General features: G+C 59.2%; 20 protein-coding genes and 1 other RNA gene. 12 read left to right on the top strand and 9 right to left on the bottom strand.

What is annotated here, in order from left to right; genetic code table 11:
* Window positions 1-17: 17 nt before the first annotated feature.
* From dapB to grpE, 4 genes are all read right to left on the bottom strand, one after another.
* A complete protein-coding gene (gene dapB / locus AC3WJW_RS09435) occupies window positions 18-821 on the bottom strand; it encodes a 4-hydroxy-tetrahydrodipicolinate reductase (protein WP_007973131.1) in 804 nt (267 codons plus the stop codon).
* 10 nt (window positions 822-831) lie between these two features.
* Window positions 832-1,956: a molecular chaperone DnaJ gene (gene dnaJ, locus AC3WJW_RS09430; RefSeq protein ID WP_007973132.1), complete on the bottom strand. Its 1,125-nt coding sequence runs from the start codon at window positions 1,954-1,956 to the stop codon at window positions 832-834.
* Window positions 1,957-2,252: 296 nt separating this feature from the next.
* Window positions 2,253-4,169: a molecular chaperone DnaK gene (gene dnaK / locus AC3WJW_RS09425; protein ID WP_007973133.1), complete on the bottom strand. Its 1,917-nt coding sequence runs from the start codon at window positions 4,167-4,169 to the stop codon at window positions 2,253-2,255.
* A gap of 102 nt (window positions 4,170-4,271) precedes the next feature.
* Window positions 4,272-4,838 (bottom strand): nucleotide exchange factor GrpE, encoded by a 567-nt coding sequence (gene grpE, locus AC3WJW_RS09420; protein WP_007973134.1) that lies wholly within the window; start codon window positions 4,836-4,838, stop codon window positions 4,272-4,274.
* 240 nt (window positions 4,839-5,078) lie between these two features.
* On the opposite strand from grpE, the gene recN reads away from it, so the two are divergent.
* Window positions 5,079-6,752 carry a DNA repair protein RecN gene (gene recN / locus AC3WJW_RS09415; RefSeq protein ID WP_493725833.1) on the top strand — a complete coding sequence of 558 codons (1,674 nt, stop codon included), beginning with the start codon at window positions 5,079-5,081 and terminating at the stop codon, window positions 6,750-6,752.
* A 193-nt stretch (window positions 6,753-6,945) separates the two neighbouring features.
* Here the strand turns inward: recN and fur are convergent, their stop codons facing one another.
* A complete protein-coding gene (fur, locus tag AC3WJW_RS09410; RefSeq protein WP_003197684.1) occupies window positions 6,946-7,350 on the bottom strand; it encodes a ferric iron uptake transcriptional regulator in 405 nt (134 codons plus the stop codon).
* Between the two features lie 97 nt (window positions 7,351-7,447).
* Here fur and AC3WJW_RS09405 point away from each other — a divergent pair, with 97 nt between their 5' ends.
* On the top strand, window positions 7,448-7,975 hold the full coding sequence (locus AC3WJW_RS09405) for an outer membrane protein assembly factor BamE (protein ID WP_057716485.1): 528 nt from the start codon (window positions 7,448-7,450) through the stop codon (window positions 7,973-7,975).
* 61 nt (window positions 7,976-8,036) lie between these two features.
* Here AC3WJW_RS09405 and AC3WJW_RS09400 read toward each other — a convergent pair whose 3' ends face one another.
* Genes AC3WJW_RS09400 through AC3WJW_RS09390 form a run of 3 tightly spaced genes read right to left on the bottom strand, consistent with a single transcriptional unit; the run spans window position 8,037 to window position 10,189 of the window.
* Window positions 8,037-8,351: an RnfH family protein gene (locus AC3WJW_RS09400; protein ID WP_493725832.1), complete on the bottom strand. Its 315-nt coding sequence runs from the start codon at window positions 8,349-8,351 to the stop codon at window positions 8,037-8,039.
* Entirely contained in the window at window positions 8,344-8,778 is a 435-nt protein-coding gene (locus tag AC3WJW_RS09395; protein WP_046038689.1) for a type II toxin-antitoxin system RatA family toxin, read from the bottom strand. The genes AC3WJW_RS09400 and AC3WJW_RS09395 overlap by 8 nt, the downstream gene beginning before the upstream one ends.
* A 7-nt stretch (window positions 8,779-8,785) precedes the next feature.
* On the bottom strand, window positions 8,786-10,189 hold the full coding sequence (locus AC3WJW_RS09390) for a sodium-dependent transporter (RefSeq protein WP_493725831.1): 1,404 nt from the start codon (window positions 10,187-10,189) through the stop codon (window positions 8,786-8,788).
* A gap of 118 nt (window positions 10,190-10,307) precedes the next feature.
* Here AC3WJW_RS09390 and smpB point away from each other — a divergent pair, with 118 nt between their 5' ends.
* Window positions 10,308-10,790 (top strand): SsrA-binding protein SmpB, encoded by a 483-nt coding sequence (gene smpB, locus AC3WJW_RS09385; RefSeq protein WP_007973144.1) that lies wholly within the window; start codon window positions 10,308-10,310, stop codon window positions 10,788-10,790.
* A 116-nt stretch (window positions 10,791-10,906) separates the two neighbouring features.
* Here the strand turns inward: smpB and AC3WJW_RS09380 are convergent, their stop codons facing one another.
* The gene (locus AC3WJW_RS09380; protein ID WP_493725830.1) at window positions 10,907-11,674 is read right to left on the bottom strand and encodes a GntR family transcriptional regulator; all 768 of its coding nucleotides are present in this window, start codon (window positions 11,672-11,674) and stop codon (window positions 10,907-10,909) included.
* Between the two features lie 261 nt (window positions 11,675-11,935).
* On the opposite strand from AC3WJW_RS09380, the gene AC3WJW_RS09375 reads away from it, so the two are divergent.
* The 9 genes from AC3WJW_RS09375 (at window position 11,936) to AC3WJW_RS09335 (ending at window position 22,413) form a co-directional block, all read left to right on the top strand.
* Complete coding sequence (locus AC3WJW_RS09375; RefSeq protein WP_493725829.1) at window positions 11,936-13,630, top strand: lactate permease LctP family transporter; 1,695 nt, start codon at window positions 11,936-11,938, stop codon at window positions 13,628-13,630.
* Window positions 13,631-13,781: 151 nt separating this feature from the next.
* On the top strand, window positions 13,782-14,606 hold the full coding sequence (locus tag AC3WJW_RS09370; RefSeq protein WP_218480134.1) for a (Fe-S)-binding protein: 825 nt from the start codon (window positions 13,782-13,784) through the stop codon (window positions 14,604-14,606).
* Entirely contained in the window at window positions 14,603-16,057 is a 1,455-nt protein-coding gene (locus AC3WJW_RS09365) for a LutB/LldF family L-lactate oxidation iron-sulfur protein (protein WP_493725828.1), read from the top strand. The genes AC3WJW_RS09370 and AC3WJW_RS09365 overlap by 4 nt, the downstream gene beginning before the upstream one ends.
* Complete coding sequence (locus AC3WJW_RS09360; RefSeq protein ID WP_493725827.1) at window positions 16,057-16,728, top strand: LutC/YkgG family protein; 672 nt, start codon at window positions 16,057-16,059, stop codon at window positions 16,726-16,728. Before AC3WJW_RS09365 ends, AC3WJW_RS09360 begins: the two co-directional genes overlap by 1 nt.
* On the top strand, window positions 16,725-19,535 hold the full coding sequence (locus AC3WJW_RS09355) for an FAD-binding and (Fe-S)-binding domain-containing protein (RefSeq protein ID WP_493725826.1): 2,811 nt from the start codon (window positions 16,725-16,727) through the stop codon (window positions 19,533-19,535). Before AC3WJW_RS09360 ends, AC3WJW_RS09355 begins: the two co-directional genes overlap by 4 nt.
* Window positions 19,536-19,724: 189 nt before the next feature.
* Window positions 19,725-20,000 (top strand): PA2433 domain-containing protein, encoded by a 276-nt coding sequence (locus tag AC3WJW_RS09350; protein WP_493725825.1) that lies wholly within the window; start codon window positions 19,725-19,727, stop codon window positions 19,998-20,000.
* Window positions 20,001-20,173: 173 nt separating this feature from the next.
* Window positions 20,174-20,452: a PA2433 domain-containing protein gene (locus AC3WJW_RS09345; protein ID WP_493725824.1), complete on the top strand. Its 279-nt coding sequence runs from the start codon at window positions 20,174-20,176 to the stop codon at window positions 20,450-20,452.
* Between the two features lie 94 nt (window positions 20,453-20,546).
* Window positions 20,547-20,940: a transfer-messenger RNA gene (gene ssrA, locus AC3WJW_RS09340) on the top strand.
* A gap of 171 nt (window positions 20,941-21,111) precedes the next feature.
* Window positions 21,112-22,413, top strand: a complete 1,302-nt coding sequence (locus AC3WJW_RS09335) for an integrase domain-containing protein (protein WP_493726016.1) — start codon at window positions 21,112-21,114, stop codon at window positions 22,411-22,413.
* The last annotated feature ends 28 nt before the right edge of the window (window positions 22,414-22,441 follow it).

Raw genomic sequence — 22,441 nt, 5'->3', positions numbered from 1 at the left:
CCGATTTCGGGTGCATCTTAACGCAGATCGAGCACGTCTTGCATGTCGTAAAGGCCAGGCTCGCGCCCGTCCAGCCACAATGCAGCACGTACCGCACCCTTGGCGAAGGTCATGCGACTGGACGCCTTGTGGGTGATCTCGACACGCTCGCCGTCGGCGGCGAACAGCACGGTGTGATCACCGACGATGTCGCCGGCACGTACAGTGGCGAAACCGATGGTTTCACGATCACGCGCACCGGTCTGGCCTTCACGGCCATACACCGCCACTTTCTTCAGGTCACGACCCAACGCATCGGCAATCACCTCACCCATGCGCACGGCAGTGCCGGACGGCGCATCGACTTTATGTCGATGGTGAGCCTCGGTGATTTCGATATCGACGTCGTCACCCAGTACGCGAGCAGCCGTGTCGAGCAACTTCAGGCACAGGTTGACCCCGACACTGAAGTTGGCCGCGAAGACAATCGGAATGTCCTTGCCCGCTTCCGCCAGCAACTGCTTTTCTTCAACACTGAAGCCCGTGGTGCCGATGATCATGGCCTTGCCGTGTTTACGGCAGAAAGCCAGGTTCTTCAGGGTCACCGTCGGGTGCGTGAAGTCGATCAGCACGTCGAACTCGTCGACCACCCGATCCAGATCGCCGGACAGCGGCACGCCGATGCGACCGATAGCCGCCAGTTCACCGGCATCCGCACCGACCAGCGTGCTGTCAGGACGGTCCACTGCCGCCGTCAACCCGGCGCCTGGCGCCTGCTGCACCGCTTCAATCAGGGTCTTGCCCATGCGCCCGGCGGCGCCCATCACTGCAATACGTCGCATGCCTGTCTCCTTACAAATCGCCGAAGAAGCGTTTCACGCCTTCGAACCAGCCGGTGGTTTTCGGCGAATGGCTGTTGTCGTCCGCCAGCGAACTGCGGAATTCCTCGAGCATTTCGCGCTGGCGACGACTCAGGTTGACCGGCGTCTCGACCGCCACACGGCACATCAAGTCGCCCGCACCACCGCCACGCACAGGCGCGACACCCTTGCCACGCACACGGAACTGCTTGCCGGTCTGGGTCCCCTCGGGGATCTTCAACTTGACCCGGCCATCAAGGGTCGGAATCTCCAGCTCGCCACCCAGCGCCGCATCGACGAAGCTGATCGGCACTTCGCAGAACAGGTGCTTGCCATCACGCTGGAAGATCGAGTGCTCTCGCACGTTGATCACCACGTACAGGTCGCCGGTCGGGCCACCCTGGGCACCCGCCTCGCCTTCGCCGGACAGACGAATGCGGTCACCGGTATCGACGCCGGCCGGCACTTTCACCGACAGGGTCTTGTACTCTTCGACGCGACCTTCGCCATGGCAGGAATCGCACGGATCGGAAATGATCTTGCCCTGGCCATGGCAGCGCGGGCAGGTCTGCTGCACCGAGAAGAAGCCTTGCTGCATGCGCACCTGGCCGATACCGCCGCATGTCGGGCAGGTCACCGGCGAAGAACCTTTCTTGGCACCGGAGCCATCGCATGGCTTGCAATTGACCAGCGTCGGAACGCGGATATTCACGGTCGTGCCGCGCACCGCTTCTTCCAGGTCCAGCTCCAGGGTGTAGCGCAAGTCACTGCCGCGCTGAGCGCCGCCACGGGAACCGCCGCGACCACCACCGAAGAAGTCACTGAAGACATCGCCAAAGATGTCGGAGAAGTTCTGGCCACCGAAACCGGCACCACCGCCACCCATGCTCGGGTCGACACCGGCATGGCCGTACTGGTCGTACGCCGCGCGCTTGCTGGAATCGGAAAGCACTTCGTAGGCCTCGTTGGCCTCCTTGAACATCTCTTCCGACGCCTTGTCATCGGGATTACGGTCCGGGTGGTGCTTCATCGCCAGGCGACGGTAAGCCTTTTTCAGGTCCGCTTCGCTTGAGCCACGCTCAACACCCAACACTTCGTAATAGTCACGCTTTGCCATAAGTCTTTGCACTCTTGAGGACGTCCGGCAAAACCCTCCTGAGTCTGCCAAACTCGTTGAGCCCCAATACAGGCCCGGACCCAACTCACGTCAATTCAACGATCCTGGTCTTTGTTTCAAAGTGGCACTTTCGGCTCGGAAAGCAGGAGCATTCCCGGCCATGCCAGCAACACGCGAGCGCTGTCGCATGCTGTAAAAATTCGCGTATTCCAGATACGCCAACGCGGGAGCAAGCTCCCGCGCGGCGACATCCTACCAGTCACCGCCTAAAGGCAGTCAACCGGCCGACCAACAACTTACTTGTGGTCTTTGACTTCTTCGAACTCGGCATCGACAACGTCGTCAGCCTTCTCAGCCGATTCGCCCTGCGGTGCAGCGCCTTCAGCAGGCTGAGCCTGTTCGGCGTACATCTTCTGCGCCACTGGAGCGGAGACTTTCGACAGCTCTTCAACCTTGGCGTCGATAGCAGCCTTGTCGTCACCTTTGACGGCGGCTTCCAAGGCAACTACGGCAGCTTCGATTGCAGTCTTCTCTTCGGCAGTCACTTTATCGCCGGCATCGGTCACCATTTTGCGCGTCGAGTGAACCAGTGCGTCGCCCTGGTTACGGGCAGCGGCCAGCTCTTCGAACTTGCGGTCTTCCTCGGCGTTCGCCTCGGCATCACGCACCATGCGCTCGATTTCCTCGTCGGACAGACCGGAGTTGGCCTTGATCACGATCGACTGAGTCTTGCCGGTAGCCTTGTCCTTCGCACCGACGTGCAGGATGCCGTTGGCGTCGATGTCGAAGGTCACTTCGATCTGCGGCACACCACGTGGAGCCGGTGGAATGTCGGCCAGGTCGAACTTGCCCAGGGACTTGTTCTGAGCTGCTTGCTTACGCTCGCCCTGCAGCACGTGAATGGTCACGGCGCCCTGGTTGTCGTCGGCGGTCGAGAACACTTGCGATTTCTTGGTAGGAATCGTGGTGTTTTTCTCGATCAGCGCGGTCATCACGCCACCCATGGTTTCGATACCCAGGGTCAGCGGGCTGACGTCGAGCAGCAGAACGTCTTTCACGTCACCGGCCAGTACCGCGCCCTGGATGGCAGCACCCATGGCAACCGCTTCGTCCGGGTTGACGTCTTTACGCGCTTCTTTACCAAAGAACTCGGTGACCAGCTTCTGAACCAGTGGCATACGGGTCTGACCGCCCACCAGGATCACGTCGTTGATCGCGCCAACGTCGATACCGGCATCTTTCATTGCGATGCGGCAAGGCTCGATGGTGCGCTGAACCAGGTCTTCCACCAATGCTTCCAGCTTGGCGCGGGAGATCTTCACGTTCAGGTGCTTAGGACCGGTGGCGTCTGCAGTGATGTACGGCAGGTTCACGTCGGTCGACTGGCTCGAGGACAGTTCGATCTTGGCTTTTTCAGCGGCTTCTTTCAGGCGCTGCATGGCCAGCGGGTCACCCTTGAGGTTCATGCCGCTTTCTTTCTTGAATTCGTCGACGAGGTAGTCGATCAGACGAATGTCAAAGTCTTCACCGCCCAGGAACGTGTCACCGTTGGTAGCCAGTACTTCGAACTGGTGCTCGCCATCGACTTCAGCGATCTCGATCACGGAAACGTCGAAAGTACCACCGCCCAGGTCGTAAACGATCACGGTGTGATCGCCCTTGGCCTTGTCCATACCGTAAGCCAGAGCAGCGGCGGTCGGTTCGTTGATGATACGTTTTACATCCAGACCGGCGATGCGGCCGGCGTCTTTGGTCGCCTGACGCTGGCTGTCGTTGAAGTAGGCCGGAACGGTGATCACCGCTTCAGTCACGGTCTCGCCGAGGTAATCTTCGGCGGTCTTCTTCATTTTCTTCAGGATTTCAGCCGAGATTTGTGGCGGCGCCATTTTCTGGCCGTTCACTTCAACCCAGGCGTCGCTGTTGTCAGCCTTGACGATCTTGTAAGGGACCATCTGGATGTCTTTCTGCACGACTTCTTCGTCGAAACGACGACCGATCAGACGCTTCACCGCATACAGGGTGTTGTGCGGATTGGTCACGGCCTGACGCTTGGCCGACTGGCCAACCAGGATTTCGCCATCGTTGGCGTAAGCGATGATCGACGGCGTGGTACGCGCGCCTTCAGCGTTTTCAATAACTTTTGCCTTGCCGTTTTCCAGCACGGAGACGCAGGAGTTGGTAGTCCCCAGGTCGATACCGATAATTTTGCCCATGTTCACTCTCCCGAAACTTTGGATTTGGTTGCCGCAGCAGTGGTGGCTAACTGCGGTAGCACTTAAACGCTTGACTTATAAATGGGGGCCTTGCGGCGGATTTCAAGCCTGCTCGTCAATCGAAGGCGAAACCGGCGCAGGCGCCTTGCTGACCACGACCATCGCCGGGCGCAGCAGGCGTCCATTGAGCTGATAGCCCTTCTGGAACACCTTCAGAACGCTGTTCGGCTCGACATCGGCGCTTTCCTGCATGGCCATCGCCTGATGATGAACGGCGTTGAACGGTTCGCCATGCGGGTCGATCGCTTCAAGCTGATAACGCTTGAGAGTGTCGTGGAACATTTTCAGGGTCAGCTCGATGCCTTCGCGCATCGGACGGATGCTTTCGTCGTCCGGGCTGGACAGCTCCAGGCCGCGCTCCAGGCTGTCGACGATCGGCAGCAGGTCGCCGGCGAATTTTTCCAGCGCGAACTTGTGAGCCTTCTCCACATCCTGCTCGGCGCGACGGCGGACGTTCTGCAGATCGGCGGCTACACGCAAAGCCTGATCCTGAGCGCCTGCCAGTTGCTCTTCGAGCACTTGTACACGAGCCGCCAGGTCTTCACCCGAAGCCTCGGGCGCCTGGTTGGCGTCTGGGTTTTGCGTATCCACTGTCTGTTCGTCAGCCATAGATTTCTCCTTTCAATATCGTCCGCGAGCTCAACTCGCGCTTCTGCCCAGCTATATGGGGCCGCAAAATCCGGCTTCAAGGGGCGCCGATGATTAACCCTACAAAAAACAATCGCATTGTCATGCCGGCTCGCGATAAGGGATTCGTCAGACCGATCGAATCGAGCTAACGGGGGGCATTGTCAGCCAGAAACAAAACACTGTATAAATAACCAGACCTAACACCTGGGAGCGGCCCATATGCTGGTGCACCTGTCCGTACACAACTACGCCATCGTTGAACATCTCGATCTCGAACTCGATCGCGGGATGAGCGTGATCACCGGGGAAACCGGCGCGGGCAAGTCGATCATGCTCGACGCGCTGGGCCTGACCCTGGGCGATCGTGCCGACAGTGGCGTGGTCCGCCCCGGCGCCGACAAGGCCGATATCCTGGCCACCTTCGATCTGGCCGACATTCCGGAAGCCAGCGCCTGGCTGGCCGAACGCGACCTCGAAAACGACGGCCCGTGCATCCTGCGCCGGGTAATCACGTCCGAAGGTCGCTCGCGTGGCTACATCAACGGCACGCCCTGCCCGCTTGGCGATCTCAAGGCGCTGGGCGAACTGCTGATCGACATTCACAGCCAGCACGAACACCAATCCCTGCTCAAGACCGACACCCACCGTCGCCTGCTCGATGAATATGCCGGCGCGACGGATCTGGCCCGCCAGGTTCAACTGGCCGCCCAACGCTGGCGCCAGACCCGTCAGGAACTGGAGCGGCTCTCCAACTCCGGCGACGAGCAACGTGCACGCCATCAATTGCTCAGCTATCAACTCGAAGAACTGGAAAACCTTGGCCTCGGCGACAATGAGCTCGAGCAGCTGGAACAGGAACACAAGAACCTGACCAACGCCGAAACCCTGCTGGGCATTTGCCGGCAAGTCGTCGAACAATGCAGCGAAAGTGACTCAGGGAATGTCCTCAACGCCCTCACCGCCAGCCTCAACCGCCTGTCGAGCGTGAACAGCTCGATCGGCGCCCTGGGCGAAGCCAGCAGTTTGTTGACCAGCGCACAGATCCAGGTTGAAGAGGCCGTGGGCGAACTGAACCGCTTCCTCGACAATTTCGATGCCGATCCATCGCGCCTTCAATACCTGGAAGAACGCCTCGATGCGATCTACACCCTGGCGCGCAAACACCGCATCCAGCCAACTGAAGTGGCCGAGATGCAGCAGAAACTGCTGGATGAAATCGAGACCCTGAACGCCAACGACGAATCCATCGAGCGCCTGAGCGATGAGCTGTCGTCCTATGCCCGGCACTATCAGGAAAAGGCCCGGGAGCTGAGCGATCTAAGACATCAAGCCTCGAACAGCCTGGCCAGTGCCGTGGAGCAGGAAATCCAGCGACTGGGCATGCCCGGCGGGCGCTTCACCATCGAACTGCGCCCAAACAGCAGCGACGAACTGCTGCCTAACGGACTTGAACAGGTTGAACTGCTGGTCAGCGCCAACCCCGGCCAGCCGTTGAAGGCCCTGGCAAAAGTGGCATCCGGCGGCGAACTGTCGCGGATCAGCCTGGCGATTCAGGTAATCACCGCACAGACCTCCCGCGTACCGACCCTGGTGTTCGACGAAGTCGACGTCGGCATTGGCGGTCCGACCGCAGAAATCGTCGGCCAGTTGCTGCGCAGGCTCGGCGAGCGTGGGCAGGTGCTGACCGTGACCCACTTGCCGCAAGTGGCAGCGCAAGGTCATCAGCATCTATTTGTGCATAAAGTGCGCGGCGAAGATGCCACCCGCACGGCGGTTTCCAAACTGAGCAAAAACGACCGCGTCGAAGAAGTCGCACGAATGCTGGGCGGCATCGATCTCACCAAGGAATCCCTGGCTCACGCCAAGAAAATGGTCGTCACCGCAAAAATCTAACGCGAACCCTGTAGGAGCTGCCGCAGGCTGCGATCTTTTGACTTTGCCCTTTCTAAAAGCACAGATCAAAAGATCGCAGCCTGCGGCAGCTCCTACAGGAACCATGTGCAAACCAGCACACACCGCAGAAAGCACGAAGGCGACCCTGGGGTCGCCTTCGCTCGTTTCGCGAACGGAAGTTCGCGCGACATGCTTACTTTTTCTTGCGCACGTACAGCACCAGATTGTGATCAACCATCTCGAAGCCATACTTGTCGACGATTGCTTTCTGAAGCCGCTCGATTTCTTCGTCGAAGAATTCGATCACTTCGCTGGTTTCGACGTTGACCATATGGTCGTGATGCTTTCCGTCGTCCAGTTCGAAGACCGCGTGGCCTCCGTCGAAGTTGTGCCGCACCACAAGGCCAGCTGCCTCGAACTGGGTCAGAACACGGTAAACCGTGGCCAGACCGACGTCCTCACCAGCCTCCATAAGGGCCTTGTAGACATCCTCGGCACTCATGTGGCGTTGCTCGGCGGAATCGAGCATTTGCAGAATTTTGACCCGTGGCAGGGTCACTTTGAGGCCGGCTTTGCGTAGTTCGCTATTTTCAACCATGGTCAGCTTTCTCGCGATGCTGCTTCGCAGCTTCTCTTAATGCGGGTATGATCGGCGTTTACGTTGTCCCAGCCAAGATAGTGGAAGTCGCCCACCGATGCAAAACACCAAGCTCTTGCTAACCAGTTTCACCTTTGTGGGACTGCTCGCACTCGCCGGTTGTTCATTCCCCGGGGTTTACAAAATCGACATCCAGCAGGGCAATGTCGTCACGCAGGACATGATAGACCAGTTACGCCCGGGAATGACCCGTAAGCAAGTACGGTTTATCATGGGCAACCCTCTGCTGACTGACACGTTCCATGCCGATCGCTGGGATTATCTGTACAGCCTGCAACCGGGTGGCGGTGAACGCCAACAGGAACGCATCAGCGTTATCTTCAACCCAAATGATCAGCTTGTCAGCCTCTCTGGTGATTTCATGCCAGGCGTGAGCCGTGACGAGGCCATTCTCGGCAAGGACAGCGGCACGACAGTGGCTGCCCCGGCAGAAAACGTCGAGAAGCCAAAACCGGAAAAACCGGTCAAGCCAGGTTCGCTGCTGGACCAGATCCAGAAGGACGTCGACGGCGTAGAAACCGTTCCGGTCCCGACGCCAGAACCACTGGACACCTCGCCGCAATAATTTGCGACGCAATAAAAAGCCCGGCATGCCCGGGCTTTTTATTGTCTGGCGTTCAAGCCACTCATTGATTCCGGGCTTTGGCCTCGGCAGCTTTTGCCGCGCGCAGTCGGCGTACCTCTTTCGGATCAGCCAACAACGGGCGGTAGATCTCGATACGATCCCCGGCCTGGACTGCCCGACTCTCCGGGTCAGCTACCACCTTGCCGAAGATCCCCACAGGGCAATGGGTCAGATCCAGCTCCGGAAACTGTTCAGCCACGGCCGACCTGAGCAAGGCCGCACGCACGGACGTTCCGACAGGCACAGCCACTGTCAGCAGCACCTGACGGTCTACCGCCGCGTAGACCACCTCGACTTCAATCATGACCTTAACCATGTATCTGCTTGGCACGCTGACAGAACGCATCCACCAGGGTGTTGGCCGCCTGATTGAACAGCGGCCCCAAGGTGGCACGAACCAGTGGCCCGGCATAATCGAACGATAGATCGAGGCTGATCTTGCAGGCCTTGTCGGTCAGCGCCTTGAATACCCAGATGCCATGCAATTGGGTGAAAGGGCCCTCTTCGAGGTTCATTTCGATCGACTGCCCGGGAACCAGGGTGTTGCGCGTGACGAAATGCTGGCTGAGGCCGCCCTTGGCCACCCCAACGCTCGCCCGCATATGCTCAGGGGAGCTCTCCAGGACTTCGGCCGACGAACACCACGGCAGAAACTCCGGGTAGCGCGCCACGTCGTTGACCAGGTCATACAGCGCTTGTGCCGGGTACGGCAGCAAGGCCGAACGCGAAATGTGTGTCGTCATGTCAGCGTCACTTCCACAGCTGGGCGGCAAACACTACAAGGATGCCGATGGGCGCCACATAGCGCATCAAGAACAAGGACAGACCAAACAGCGCAGGGTTACGGATCGACAACTCGTCGCGCACCGCTTCACGCCCCATGATCCAGCCCGCAAACACCACGAAACACAAACCGCCAAGCGGCAACATGAGTCGCGAGGTGAAGAAATCGATCACGCCAAAGAAGTCGAGACCACCGGTTGCTCCCCATTGGTAGAGGTGGAACATCCCGCCTTCGTTCACGAAGAACTTGGCCTCCTTCCAGATATTGAAGGAGAACACCGTGCCCAGACCGACGAACCAGCAGCTGAAAGCCAGCCAGAAGGTGACCCAGGCACGACTCACTTTAGTGCGCTCGACCAGATAGGCCACCATCGGTTCCAGCAGGGAAATTGCCGAACTCCAGGCAGCGACCGCCACCAGCACGAAAAACACCACCCCCATCAATTGCCCGAACGCCACGTTGCCGAAGGCAAACGGCAGGCTGACGAACATCAGCCCCGGCCCTTCGCTCGGGTTCAGGCCCGCCGCGAAAACAATCGGAAACAATGCCAGGCCGGCCACCAGGGAAACGAAGGTGTCGAGCAGCGCCACACCAACGACAGTCCCCGATATCGATGAGCTCTTCGGCATGTAGGCGCCATAGATCATGATCGAGCCGACGCCTACGCTCAGGGAAAAGAACGCATGCCCCATCGCGGGCAACAAGCCGTCCAGGACCTTTTCGGGGTGGAAGTCGAACATGAAATGCACGCCCTCCATGAAATGACCGGTGGTCATGCTGTAGCCCAGCAGCACCAGGACCATCACGAACAACAACGGCATCATGATGCGCAGACTGCGCTCAAGCCCGGCGACCACGCCCTTTGCGATCACCACCGCCGACAGCAGCATGAAAATCGTGTGCCAAAGTGTCAGGCGCCAGGGGTCGGCAATGACATTGCCGAAGTAAGCCCCCACCTGATCCGCCGTCACACCCTGAAAATCGCCACGCCCCATGTCGATGATGTAATCCAGCGACCAGCCGCCCACCACACTGTAGAACGACAGGATCAGCAACGCCGTGATCATTCCGGCAAATGCGCCCCAGGACCATTTGCCCGAGTGCCCCGCCTCGACCGCCAGCGTCTTCAAGGCATTGGCCGGGCTCTGCCTTGCACGCCGGCCGATCAGCGTTTCGGCCAGCATGACCGGCACGCCAATCAGCGCGATGCAGGCCAGGAACATCAGCACGAAGGCACCGCCGCCATAGACGCCGACCATGTACGGGAATTTCCAGATACTACCCAGCCCCACGGCCGAACCGGTCGCGGCGAGTATGAAGACCCAGCGGCTAGCCCAACTGCCGTGGACAGAAACCTTGTCTGTCGACATCGTTATCACGCCCAAGCGTTCAAAAAAGAGGCCGCATTGTCCGGGATTCAATCAACCTGCTCAAGCACGTAGCAACCCCGTAGCCGACTCTGTTGTAACTCCCTATAATGCCGCCCCTATGGCTAAACAGAAGAAACACCCAACAGGGACCATCGCGCAAAATAAAAAGGCGCGACACGATTACTTCATCGAGCACAAGTTCGAGGCTGGTCTGGTCCTGGCCGGCTGGGAAGTAAAAAGTCTGCGGGCAAGCAAGCTGCAACTGGTTGACAGTTATGTCCTACTCAAGGATGGCGAAGCCTGGCTGCTCGGCAGCCATATCACGCCCCTGACGACCGCCAGCACCCACGTCATCGCCGACCCGGTGCGCAGCCGCAAGCTGCTGCTCAACCGTCGCGAGCTGGACAAGCTGTCCGCTGCGGTGCAACAAAAGGGTTACGCCTGCGTGTGCCTGTCCTGGTACTGGAGCAAGCACATGGTCAAGTGCGAGATCGCCTTGGGCAAGGGCAAGAAGGAATACGACAAGCGCGATACCGAGCGCGAACGCGACGCGGGTCGCGAGTTGCAGCGCGCGGTGCGCAACAAGGGCAAGGAAGACTGATTTTTCTGCCCGAGTTTCGCGGTGTCAGCGAAAAGATCGCAGCCTGCGGCAGCTCCTACAGGGAACGCATTCCAATGTAGGAGCTGCCGAAGGCTGCGATCTTTTGCTTCAAAAGGTCACATCCCCTTGCGCCGCTCCGCCCGAGCCACGCGCTGCACTTCCTGACGCACTTCTTCCAGCACCTCCTGCACATACAGAATGTGCCGGCTGGAAACTTCCCGCGCCTGCTCCGCCCGCCCTTCGATAATCGCCTGGTACAACTCCCGATGCTGCGTGATCAGCATGTCGCGGGTTTCAGTGCGCTGCTTGTACATGCCACCGATGTTGGTCACCACGTTGCGCTTGAGCAAGTCGAACAGCCCGCGAATGGTATGCAGCAGCACGGCATTGTGGCTGGCCTCGGCGATCGCCAGGTGAAAACTTGCGTCCGCGGCCCCCTCTTCGGCACGGCTCACCTCTTCGTGACGCGAATAGCAGTCCTGCAACGTGTTGAATGCCGCGGTCAGCCGCTCGCGATCCACATCAGTGGCGCGCAACGCCGCGTAGTAGGCGCAGGACGCTTCCAGCGTATGGCGAAACTCGAGCAGATCGCGCTGCGCCTCGGGGTTGCTTTCCAGCAGATGCAACAGAGGATCACTGAAGGTGGTACCCAGTGATTCCACCACATAGTTGCCGCCGCCCTGGCGACTGACCAGCAGCCCCTTGGCGGTCAGCTTCTGAATGGCTTCACGCAACGAAGGGCGGGACACGCCAAATTGTTCGGCCAACGCGCGCTCGGCCGGCAAGCGCTCTCCGGCCTTCAGCGTGCCCTCGAGGATCATGCCCTCAAGCTGCTCGACAATATCGTCAGACAAACGGCGCTGACGAATCTGATCAAACCCCATAACTCGATTTCTCCACGATCCGACGGCTCGCCGGGGCTCTATTCTGGCCTATTGGCGCCGCGCCAGCACCTGCCACAGCGCATTTGGTCATACCAGACGGACGACCTGCGCACTTTGCATTCGACAAAAGTTTTAGGGCGGCAAATTGACACACCGCCTACAAGGCTTTTACCCTAGCCAACAGCGATTGTAAATTGGTCTTACCAATTATCCAAGAACGCTGATCAGTGCCTGACCAACAACAATTAGGGGCCACCCCATATGCAAACCTGGCAACAGCTCTATACCCCGCTCGGCAGCCTCGGCCTGTCCGCACTCGCAGCCGTCATCCCCATCGTGTTTTTCTTCCTGGCCCTGGCCGTGTTCCGCCTCAAAGGGCACGTGGCCGGCAGCATCACCCTGGCTTTGTCGATCCTGGTGGCGATCTTCGCTTTCCAGATGCCGGTCGATATGGCGCTCGCCGCCGCCGGGTATGGCTTCGCCTATGGCCTGTGGCCGATCGCCTGGATCATCGTGGCAGCGGTGTTCCTCTACAAACTGACGGTCAAGAGCGGTCAGTTTGAAGTCATCCGCAGTTCGGTCCTGTCGATCACCGATGACCAGCGCTTGCAGGTGCTGCTGATCGGCTTCTGCTTCGGTGCATTCCTGGAAGGTGCCGCCGGTTTCGGCGCGCCGGTGGCGATTACCGCCGCACTCCTTGTAGGGCTGGGCTTCAACCCGTTGTACGCCGCAGGCCTGTGCCTGATCGCCAACACCGCGCCGGTGGCCTTCGGCGCCTTGGGCATTCCGATCATCGTGGCCGGGCAAGTGACCGGTATCGACGCGTTCAAGATCGGCGCCATGACCGGCCGCCAACTGCCGCTGCTGTCGCTGTTCGTGCCGTTCTGGCTGGTGTTCATGATGGACGGCCTGCGCGGCGTGCGGGAAACCTGGCCAGCAGCACTGGTGGCGGGCTTGAGCTTTGCCGTGACCCAGTATTTCACCTCGAACTTCATCGGCCCGGAACTGCCGGACATCACCTCGGCCCTGGCCAGCCTGATCTCCCTGACCCTGTTCCTGAAGGTCTGGCAACCACAGCGCGCCGCCGGCCAGCACATCGTCGGCGCTGTCTCGGCCTCCGTGGTGAGCGCCAGCGTCGGTGGTTTCGGCCAGAAGCGCACAACCGTGGCTTCGCCTTACAGCCTCGGGGAAATCTTCAAGGCCTGGTCGCCGTTCCTGATCCTGACCGTACTGGTCACCATCTGGACCCTGAAACCGTTCAAGGCCATGTTTGCCGCCGGCGGTTCGATGTACAGCTTCGTGTTCAACTTTGCGATCCCGCATCTTGATCAAATGGTGATCAAGGTCGCGCCTATCGTGGCTGCGCCAACGGCTATACCGGCAGTGTTCAAACTGGACCCGATTTCCGCCACCGGCACGGCGATTTTCTTCTCGGCGCTGATCTCGATGCTGGTATTGAAGATCAATTTCAAAATTGGTCTGACCACTTTGAAAGAGACCTTCTACGAGCTGCGCTGGCCGATCCTGTCCATCGGCATGGTGCTGGCGTTCGCCTTCGTCACCAACTACTCGGGCATGTCCTCGACCATGGCCCTGGTGTTGGCAGGCACCGGTGCAGCCTTCCCGTTCTTCTCGCCGTTCCTCGGTTGGCTGGGCGTGTTCCTCACCGGCTCCGATACTTCGTCCAACGCCCTGTTCAGTTCGCTGCAAGCGACCACCGCGCACCAGATCGGCGTCAACGACACCTTGCTGGTGGCGGCGAACACCAGCGGCGGCGTGACCGGCAAGATGATCTCGCCACAATCGATTGCCGTGGCCTGCGCCGCGACCGGCCTGGTGGGCAAGGAATCGGATCTGTTCCGCTTCACCCTCAAGCACAGCCTATTCTTTGCAACGATTGTCGGCTTGATCACCCTGGCTCAGGCCTACTGGTTCACCGGCATGCTGGTGCACTAAGGACTACAAGCAAAACGGTAAAAACCGACGCCGGGCCACGCCCCCGGCGTCCGCAATTCACACCCCGGTCTGTAAGGCTGCTGAAAGCTTCCGACTCTATATTCAGCAGCCTCAACAGACGAATAACCGGGACCACCCGGAGACACGCCTGATGAGCGAGCTTTTTTACAACGCTGTGCCGAATGCGACCCGTGTCGCCCCGCCACTGCCCGAGCCTCGGCAATACCCCAGCGAGAAACCGTCACGGGTCTACCTGTTCGGGACCTGCGTGGTCGATTTGTTCTACCCCGAAGCCGGGATGGATGCGATCCACCTGCTGGAACGCGAAGGCATTCGTGTCGAGTACCCGCAAGGGCAAAGCTGCTGCGGACAACCGGCCTACACCTCGGGTTACACCGAGCAGGCACGGACCGTCGCACGCTCGCAACTGGCGCTGTTTGCCGGGGATTATCCGGTGGTGGTGCCGTCGGGCTCTTGCGCCGGGATGTTGCGCGAACACTATGCCGACTTGTTCAAGGACGAGCCGCACACGTTGAAACAGGTTCAGGCCCTGGCTGCCAGAACCTATGAACTGGCCGAGTTCCTGTTGTTTGTCTGCAAGGTGCAGTTCAAGGACAGCGGCGAGCCGGTGAAAGTGGCGCTGCACACTTCGTGTTCGGCACGCCGCGAAATGAACACCCACCTGCACGGCCGCGAGTTGTTGTCGCAGTTGAGCAATGTGGAACGGGTCAATCACGATCACGAAAGTGAGTGCTGTGGCTTTGGCGGAACATTCAGCGTCCGTATGCCAGACATTTCCGGCGCGATGGTGGCTGACAAGACCCGGGCGTTGAAGGAATCCGGCGCGCACAAGGTTTTGAGTGCCGATTGCGGCTGCCTGATGAACATCAACGGCTCATTGGAAAAACAGCAGGAAGCGTTGCGCGGTCAGCATCTGGCCAGCTTCCTCTGGCAGCGTACCGGAGGTGCCCGATGAGCACCTCCACGATTATTCCTACGGTTGCCGTAGAAGAAGATTTCCGCACCCGCGCCCACAACGCGCTGGGTGATGTGCAATTGCGAGGCAACTTTCGCAAGGCGATGGATTCACTGATGACCAAACGGGCAGCGGCGTTCAGCGATGCCCATGAAAGAGAACACTTGCGCGCACTGGGCAATGCAATCCGTGCCCGCGCGCTCTCCAAGTTGCCCGACCTGCTCGAGCAACTGGAACAGAACCTGACCCGCAACGGTGTGACAGTGCACTGGGCGGAAACGGTGGACGAGGCCAATGGCATCGTCCTCTCGATCATCCGCGCTCACGAGGGGCGGCAAGTGATCAAGGGCAAATCGATGGTCAGCGAAGAAATGGAGATGAACCATTTCCTGGCTGACCGGGGCATTGAATGCCTGGAATCGGACATGGGCGAGTACATCGTCCAGCTCGACCACGAGAAGCCTTCACACATAATCATGCCGGCGATCCACAAGAATGCCGGCCAGGTCGCGTCCTTGTTCCACGACAAACTTGGGGTGGAATACACCAAGGACGTTGACCAACTCATTCAGATCGGTCGCAAGGTCTTGCGGCAGAAATTCTTCGAAGCGGACATCGGCGTCTCCGGTGTCAACTTCGCCGTGGCCGAAACCGGCACCCTGCTGCTGGTGGAAAACGAAGGCAACGGGCGCATGACCACTACCGTACCGCCCGTGCACATCGCCGTTACCGGTATCGAAAAAGTCGTGGAAAACCTGCGCGACGTGGTGCCGTTGCTGTCGTTGCTGACCCGCTCGGCCCTGGGCATCCCGATCACGACCTACGTCAACATGATCTCCGGCCCGCGCAAGGAACATGAACTCGACGGCCCGCAGGAAGTGCACCTGGTACTGCTCGACAATGGTCGCAGCCAGGCCTTTGCCGACAGCGAATTGCGCCAGACCCTGAACTGCATTCGCTGCGGTGCCTGTATGAATCATTGCCCGGTCTATACCCGAATCGGCGGCCATGCCTATGGGGAGGTTTACCCCGGCCCTATCGGAAAAATCGTCACCCCGCACATGGTCGGCCTGGCGAAAGTCCCGGATCACCCGAGCGCATCTTCGTTGTGCGGTGCCTGCGGCGAAGTCTGCCCGGTAAAAATCCCGATCCCTGCGTTGCTGCGGCGCCTGCGCGAAGAAAACGTCAAGGCCCCGGACAGCCCCCATCAAGTGATGCGCGGCCAAGGCAGCAAGTATTCGCGCAAGGAGCGGTTCCTCTGGAACGCCTGGGCGAAGCTCAACAGTTCGCCGACGCTGTATCGCCTGTTCGGCTTCTTCGCCACTCGCCTGCGCGCCCTCACGCCGAGCAATGTCGGCCCGTGGACGCAAAACCACAGCGCACCGAAACCCGCCGCCCGCTCACTGCATGACATGGCCCGCGAGCATCTGGCCAAACAGGGAGACCGCTGATGAGCGCCAAGCAAAATATCCTCGCCAAACTGCGTAAAAGTCTGACAGGCACCACGCCGGTGGCCGACAACTTTGATGTCGATCTGGTGACCCAGCCTTACACCTACGCGCCTGAGCAACGCATTCCACAACTGCGCAAACTGATGGAAGCGGTGCACACGGAAATCCACCTGACGTCCGGCGAAGAGTGGCCGGCGCTGTTGGCGCAATTGCTGCGGGACCGCCAGTTGCCAAGCCTGCTGATCGCACCGACAACGCCCCACGGTCAACTCATCACACAGCATTGGGCGAATAATCCCGATCTGCCGACGCTCAAGGCCTACGACCGCCCGGTCGAAGAATGGAAAGCCGAGCTGTTCAACGACACCCCGGCGAGTCTGACCGGCAGCCTCGGCGCCATCGCGGCAACCGGCAGCCTGATCATCTGGCCGACCCAGGAAGAACCGCGCTTGATGAGCCTGGCCCCACCGGTGCATTTCGCCCTGCTCAAGGCCAGCGAAATCCGCGACAACTTCTATCAGGTGCAGCAGGAGTTCGAATGGGCCCAGGGCATGCCGACCAACGCGTTGCTGGTGTCCGGCCCGTCGAAGACCGCCGACATCGAACAAGTGCTGGCGTACGGCGCCCACGGTCCGAAAGACCTGGTGGTGTTGATCCTGGAGGACCAATGAGTCTACCGGCCGCTTTCCTGCGAGATGCACAGCAACTGATTCCACAAGAACGACGTTTCGACGACCCGCTGTCGACCCTGGCCTTCGGCACCGATGCCAGTTTCTATCGGTTGATTCCGCAACTGGTGGTCCGCGTCGAGTCCGAAGACGAAGTCGTGGCGCTGCTGCAATTGGCGCAACGCGATCAGGTGCCGGTGACCTTCCGCGCCGCCGGTACCAGTTTGTCCGGCCAGGCGATCAGCGACTCGGTGCTGATCGTGCTGGGGGACAACTGGAACGCGCGCGAGATCCGCGACCAGGGCACGCAAATCCGCCTGCAACCGGGAGTGATCGGCGCACAGGCCAACGCCTGGCTGGCGCCGTTCGGACGCAAGATCGGCCCGGACCCGGCCTCGATCAATGCCTGCAAGATCGGCGGTATCGTCGCCAACAACGCCAGCGGCATGTGCTGTGGCACGGCGCAAAACACCTATCACACTTTGGCCGGCATTCGTCTGGTGCTGGCCGACGGAAGTCGTCTCGACACTGAAGATGCCGCCAGCGTCGCGGCGTTTCGCCAAAGCCATGCCGCGTTGCTGGAACGCCTGGCGACTCTGGCTCGCGAGACCCGAGCCAACGCTGATCTGGCTGCGAGAATCCGCCACAAATACCGTCTGAAAAATACCACCGGCCTGTCGCTCAATGCCCTGGTGGATTTCGACGAGCCTGTGGATATCTTGAGCCACTTGCTGGTGGGTTCCGAGGGCACGCTCGGGTTCATCAGCGCGGTGACCTACGACACGGTGATCGACCACCCGAACAAGGCCTCGGCCCTGATTGTCTTCCCGGATGTCGAGACCTGCTGCAACGCGGTCACCGTACTGAAAAGCCAACCGGTGTCGGCCGTGGAACTGTTGGACCGGCGCAGCCTGCGCTCGGTGCAGGACAAACCCGGCATGCCGCCTTTCGTACAGCATCTGTCGAACAATGCCTGCGCCTTGCTGATCGAATCCCGCGCCGCGTCGTCCGCCCTGCTGCATGAACAACTGGCGCAGATCATGGCGTCGCTGCAGACGTTCCCGGTGGAAAAACAGGTCGACTTCACTGAGGACCCACGGGAAAACGCCCGTCTCTGGGCCATCCGCAAAGACACCTTCCCCGCCGTCGGCGCGGTGCGCAAGACCGGCACCACGGTGATCATCGAAGACGTCACCTTCCCGGTCGAACAACTGGCCATCGGCGTCAATCGCCTGATCGAACTGTTCGACAAACATCACTACGATGAAGCGATCCTTTTCGGACACGCCCTGGAAGGCAATCTGCACTTCGTCTTCACCCAAGGCTTCAACAACACGGAAGAAGTCGCACGCTATCAGGCGTTCATGGACGACGTGGCGCAACTGGTGGCAGTGGAGTTCGGCGGTTCGCTGAAAGCCGAACACGGCACCGGGCGCAACATGGCGCCGTTCGTCGAACTGGAATGGGGCAGCGATGCCTACCAGCTGATGTGGCAACTCAAGCGTCTGCTCGATCCCAACGGGATTCTCAACCCGGACGTGGTGCTCAGCGAAGATCCGCAGATCCACCTCAAGCACCTCAAGCCCTTGCCGGCCGCCGATGAGATTGTGGACAAGTGCATCGAATGCGGCTTCTGCGAACCGGTCTGCCCGTCGAAGGGCCTGACTCTGAGCCCACGCCAACGCATCGTGATCTGGCGCGACATTCAGGCACGAAAACGCGCCGGCATCGATACCACCGAACTCGAAGCCGCTTACGAATACCAGGGCATCGACACTTGCGCCGCCACCGGCCTGTGCGCGCAACGTTGCCCGGTCGGCATCAACACCGGCGAGCTGGTGAAAAAGCTGCGCAGCCGTACGGCAACCCATACGAAAACCGCCAACTGGCTTGAAGGAAATTTCGCCACGGCGCTACAAGGGGCGCGGTTCACCCTGCACGTCGCCAATGGCGCACGGATGTTGTTGGGCGCGCCACGCCTGGCAAAACTTTCGGCGACGCTGACGAAGCTGTCCAATGGTCAGGTCCCGCAATGGACCAGCGCCATGCCGCAGCCGGAAAAAGCCATCCGCTTCAGTCCCGCCGTGTCGGACGAACGCCCGCGGGTGGTGTACCTGGCAGCGTGTGTGTCGCGGGTCATGGGGCCAGCGGCGGGGGATAAAGAGCAGGTGTCGTTGTACGACAAAACCTGCGGGCTGCTGGAAAAGGCCGGTTACCAGGTGGTCTTCCCGGACAATCTGGACAACCTCTGCTGCGGCCAGCCATTCGCCTCCAAAGGCTACGCCGAACAAGCCGAACACAAACGCCAGGAACTGATCGGCGCCTTGCTGCACGCCAGTCGCGGCGGGCTCGACCCGATTTATTGCGACACCAGTCCCTGTACGTTACGGCTCACTCAAGACCTTGGCGACGTTCGACTGGACCTCTACGACCCGGTGCGTTTCATCCGCACGCACCTGATGGATCGCCTCGACTTCACACCACAGGAAGCACCGATTGCGGTGCACGTCACCTGCAGCACCCAGCACCTTGGAGAAAGTCAGGCGCTGATCGATCTGGCGCGCAAATGCAGCAAAAACGTGGTCATTCCCGAAGGCATTCACTGCTGCGGCTTCGCCGGCGACAAGGGCTTCACCACGCCGCAATTGAATGCCCATTCGCTGCGCACGCTCAAGGATGCGGTGCAACAATGCAGCGAAGGTATTTCCACCAGCCGCACCTGTGAGATCGGTTTGACGCAACATGGCGGCATTGACTACCACGGACTAGTCTATCTGGTGGACCGCGTTACCCAGGCTAGGGTGCCCTGATAGAAGGACCCAAGGAAGGTGCATAGATGTACCTACTTGCCGGAATCGATAGCTCCACAGTAAAAAACAGAACCCTGAGGTGCCACCGCAGTCCACTGATCAAGTCCCGCAAATGCGGGACTCTCCCAACACTCGGTAGCCCGACTTGATGGCCAGCAATGCCTGGCCCTTCAGCTCAAGGAGATACACATGAATCGTTCTGTGCTGTTAGGTTTGTTTATTACTGCTTCCATGATGGCTTCCACTTCGTTTGCTGCAGAAGAAGACCTTTGCGCTGTCAACCTGAAAACCATCGAAAACGCCAAGGCACAGATTCCTCCGGAAATGACTGAGCAGGTAGAAAACTCCGTCAAGCAAGCCAAAGCCGACCATGCAAAAGGCACCAAGGCAGGCACTGATGATTGCATCGCCGAGACCAACGACGTCATCAAGGCCCTCACCGACGCGAAAAAAGGCGGGAAGTAATCCGATACGAAGCAAAACAAAACCCGCCAACGGCGGGTTTTTTTGCATCCGGGGTCTGGGAATGTGTAACCGCCCGCATCGAGGGAAAAGCTTGGCACGCTGTCTGAAAAAACCGAATTCTTGCGTTGAATCGTAGTCTTTGAGGTAGGCCCCATCCGTTCAAGGTGATACCCATGAAGCGCACCACACTCGCTGGTCTGTTCATTTCCGCTGCAATGTTGGCCTCTACTGCATTGGCGGCGGACAACAACCTGTGTACGAGCAAGCTGCAAGAGCTCAAAGGCAAAGTGAACGCGCTGCCGGCGACCTCCGGAAGCACCGCCATGGAGATCAAGAGACTGATGTCCAGCGCCGAAGCCTCACAAGCCTCCGGAGACGACACAAAATGCGTCACCGAAGCCACCCAGGCATTGGCACTCGCTGACAAACAGAGCAACCAGCCAAACCCATGATGTGTGGTGGCCTACCTTCGGGTTGGCCTTCTGAGTCGCGTTGACGTACACTGTACAGGCTTGTTGCTCACTTGATTCACAGAGCACCAGGCTCGGGGCCGTTTAGGATTCGACGCCGGTTGCGAAACTTTAGGTGCATGCCGAGTTGGTAACAGAACTCGTAAATCCACTGTTGCAACTTCCTATAGTTGCCAATGACGAAACCTACGGGGAATACGCTCTCGCTGCGTAAGCAGCCTTAGCCCTTCCCTCCTGGTACCTTCGGGTCCAGCAATCATCAGGGGATGTCTGTAAACCCAAAGTGATTGTCATATAGAACAGAATCGCCGTGCAGTACGTTGTGGACGAAGCGGCTAAAACTTACACAACTCGCCCAAAGCACCCTGCCCGTCGGGTCGCTGAGGGTTAACTTAATAGACACGGCTACGCATGTAGTACCGACAGCGGAGTACTGGCGGACGGGGGTTCAAATCCCCCCGGCTCCACCAACTTCACATCTAAAGACGTCCTCGGACGTCTTTTTTTGTGCCTGAAATCCAGTGAATACAGAGGCTTAGGCTCCATAATCGTCTCAGGGCGTCCATAATCATCCAGGCCATCGTGTATTCCAAGCTTCCGCCTGCTATTTTTTGGAATACATGAACAGCTTGGAATACACCATGGGAGCTCAAGCCGCGCGACTTTCAGATGTTAAAGTCAAGGCAGCCAAACCAAAGGAAAAGGACTACATCCTTACTGATGGTGATGGCCTTCAGATGAGGGTTAGAGCCAATGGCTCGAAGCTGTGGAATTTCAATTACATCCACCCGGTGACCAAGAAACGGGTCAACATGGGCTTGGGTACTTTCCCCGAGGTAGGCCTGGCTCAAGCACGGAAACGCACAGTTGAAGCCAGGCAGCTGGTTGCCCAAGGGCTAGACCCGAAGGAGAAGCGCGACGCGGACCGGCAAACGTTAAAGTCGACCACGGAGCACACTTTCAAAAATGTGGCGACCGCCTGGTTTGATCTCAAGAAAGACTCAGTGACCACCGCGTACGCTGAGGACATCTGGCGTTCCTTAACACTGCACGTCTTTCCCGACTTAGCGCTGACGCCGATTTCAGCGATCACTGCGCCAGCCGTTATTAAATTGCTTAGACCTCTTGAGGCAAAGGGCAGATTAGAGACGGTTAAGCGGCTTAGCCAGCGTCTCAACGAAATCATGACTTACGGGGTGAATGCTGGCTTAATTTTTTCAAATCCACTTAGTGGCATCCGCTCTGTCTTCAAAAAACCGAAGAAGCAAAATATGGCGGCACTCGCGCCGGATGAGCTGAGAGAACTGATGCTTGCAGTCGCCAATGCCAGCATCAAAAGGACTACGCGCTGCTTGATCGAGTGGCAGCTCCACACCATGACCCGCCCCGCGGAGGCTGCTACCGCTCGCTGGGCGGACATCGACCTCGAAAAGAAGATATGGACGATCCCACCAGAGCGTATGAAAAAGCGTCGCACTCATATAATACCGCTCACGCAGCAAGCTCTAGAGCTTCTGGAAGCTATCAAGCCTTTTAGTGGACACCGTGAGTATGTGTTCCCCGCAGATCGAAATCCTCGTACCCATTGCAACAGCCAGACCGCCAATATGGCGCTCAAGCGGATGGGATTCGCGGGCCGTCTAGTCAGCCACGGCATGCGGTCAATGGCGAGCACCATACTGAACGAGCATGGCTGGGACCCGGAGTTGATCGAGGTTGCACTCGCGCATGTTGATAAGGACGAGGTACGCAGCGCCTACAACCGGGCTGACTACATCGAGCGCAGGCGTCCAATGATGAAATGGTGGAGCGAACACATCCAAGGAGCCGCTACCGGGAGTCTTTCGATGTCAGCCATCATGGATGTAGGGAATTCAGCGCTCGCTACGGCTACTGCGCCTCTAGTAATCTTGACTAGTAAGGGCGCATCGGCGATTGCCTAGCTCGCAAGCAAAGTGGATGCTTCACAGC

The sequence above is a fragment of the Pseudomonas sp. GW821-FHT07G06 genome, from assembly GCF_058986625.1.
Note: the sequence above shows the minus strand (reverse complement) of the source record. Positions and strands in the feature narration are given on the sequence as shown.

Excerpts from the sequence above, each read along its gene's own strand:
- grpE (WP_007973134.1), bottom strand. The coding sequence starts at position 4,838 with ATGGCTGACGAACAGACAGTGGATACGCAAAACCCAGACGCCAACCAG.
- dnaK (WP_007973133.1), bottom strand. The coding sequence starts at position 4,169 with ATGGGCAAAATTATCGGTATCGACCTGGGGACTACCAACTCCTGCGTC.
- AC3WJW_RS09345 (WP_493725824.1), top strand. The coding sequence starts at position 20,174 with ATGAAGCGCACCACACTCGCTGGTCTGTTCATTTCCGCTGCAATGTTG.
- AC3WJW_RS09400 (WP_493725832.1), bottom strand. The coding sequence starts at position 8,351 with ATGGTTAAGGTCATGATTGAAGTCGAGGTGGTCTACGCGGCGGTAGAC.
- AC3WJW_RS09355 (WP_493725826.1), top strand. The coding sequence starts at position 16,725 with ATGAGTCTACCGGCCGCTTTCCTGCGAGATGCACAGCAACTGATTCCA.
- recN (WP_493725833.1), top strand. The coding sequence starts at position 5,079 with ATGCTGGTGCACCTGTCCGTACACAACTACGCCATCGTTGAACATCTC.
- AC3WJW_RS09405 (WP_057716485.1), top strand. The coding sequence starts at position 7,448 with ATGCAAAACACCAAGCTCTTGCTAACCAGTTTCACCTTTGTGGGACTG.
- AC3WJW_RS09360 (WP_493725827.1), top strand. The coding sequence starts at position 16,057 with ATGAGCGCCAAGCAAAATATCCTCGCCAAACTGCGTAAAAGTCTGACA.
- AC3WJW_RS09350 (WP_493725825.1), top strand. The coding sequence starts at position 19,725 with ATGAATCGTTCTGTGCTGTTAGGTTTGTTTATTACTGCTTCCATGATG.
- AC3WJW_RS09380 (WP_493725830.1), bottom strand. The coding sequence starts at position 11,674 with ATGGGGTTTGATCAGATTCGTCAGCGCCGTTTGTCTGACGATATTGTC.
- smpB (WP_007973144.1), top strand. The coding sequence starts at position 10,308 with ATGGCTAAACAGAAGAAACACCCAACAGGGACCATCGCGCAAAATAAA.
- AC3WJW_RS09365 (WP_493725828.1), top strand. The coding sequence starts at position 14,603 with ATGAGCACCTCCACGATTATTCCTACGGTTGCCGTAGAAGAAGATTTC.
- AC3WJW_RS09395 (WP_046038689.1), bottom strand. The coding sequence starts at position 8,778 with ATGACGACACACATTTCGCGTTCGGCCTTGCTGCCGTACCCGGCACAA.
- dapB (WP_007973131.1), bottom strand. The coding sequence starts at position 821 with ATGCGACGTATTGCAGTGATGGGCGCCGCCGGGCGCATGGGCAAGACC.
- AC3WJW_RS09390 (WP_493725831.1), bottom strand. The coding sequence starts at position 10,189 with ATGTCGACAGACAAGGTTTCTGTCCACGGCAGTTGGGCTAGCCGCTGG.
- dnaJ (WP_007973132.1), bottom strand. The coding sequence starts at position 1,956 with ATGGCAAAGCGTGACTATTACGAAGTGTTGGGTGTTGAGCGTGGCTCA.
- AC3WJW_RS09370 (WP_218480134.1), top strand. The coding sequence starts at position 13,782 with ATGAGCGAGCTTTTTTACAACGCTGTGCCGAATGCGACCCGTGTCGCC.
- AC3WJW_RS09335 (WP_493726016.1), top strand. The coding sequence starts at position 21,112 with ATGGGAGCTCAAGCCGCGCGACTTTCAGATGTTAAAGTCAAGGCAGCC.
- AC3WJW_RS09375 (WP_493725829.1), top strand. The coding sequence starts at position 11,936 with ATGCAAACCTGGCAACAGCTCTATACCCCGCTCGGCAGCCTCGGCCTG.
- fur (WP_003197684.1), bottom strand. The coding sequence starts at position 7,350 with ATGGTTGAAAATAGCGAACTACGCAAAGCCGGCCTCAAAGTGACCCTG.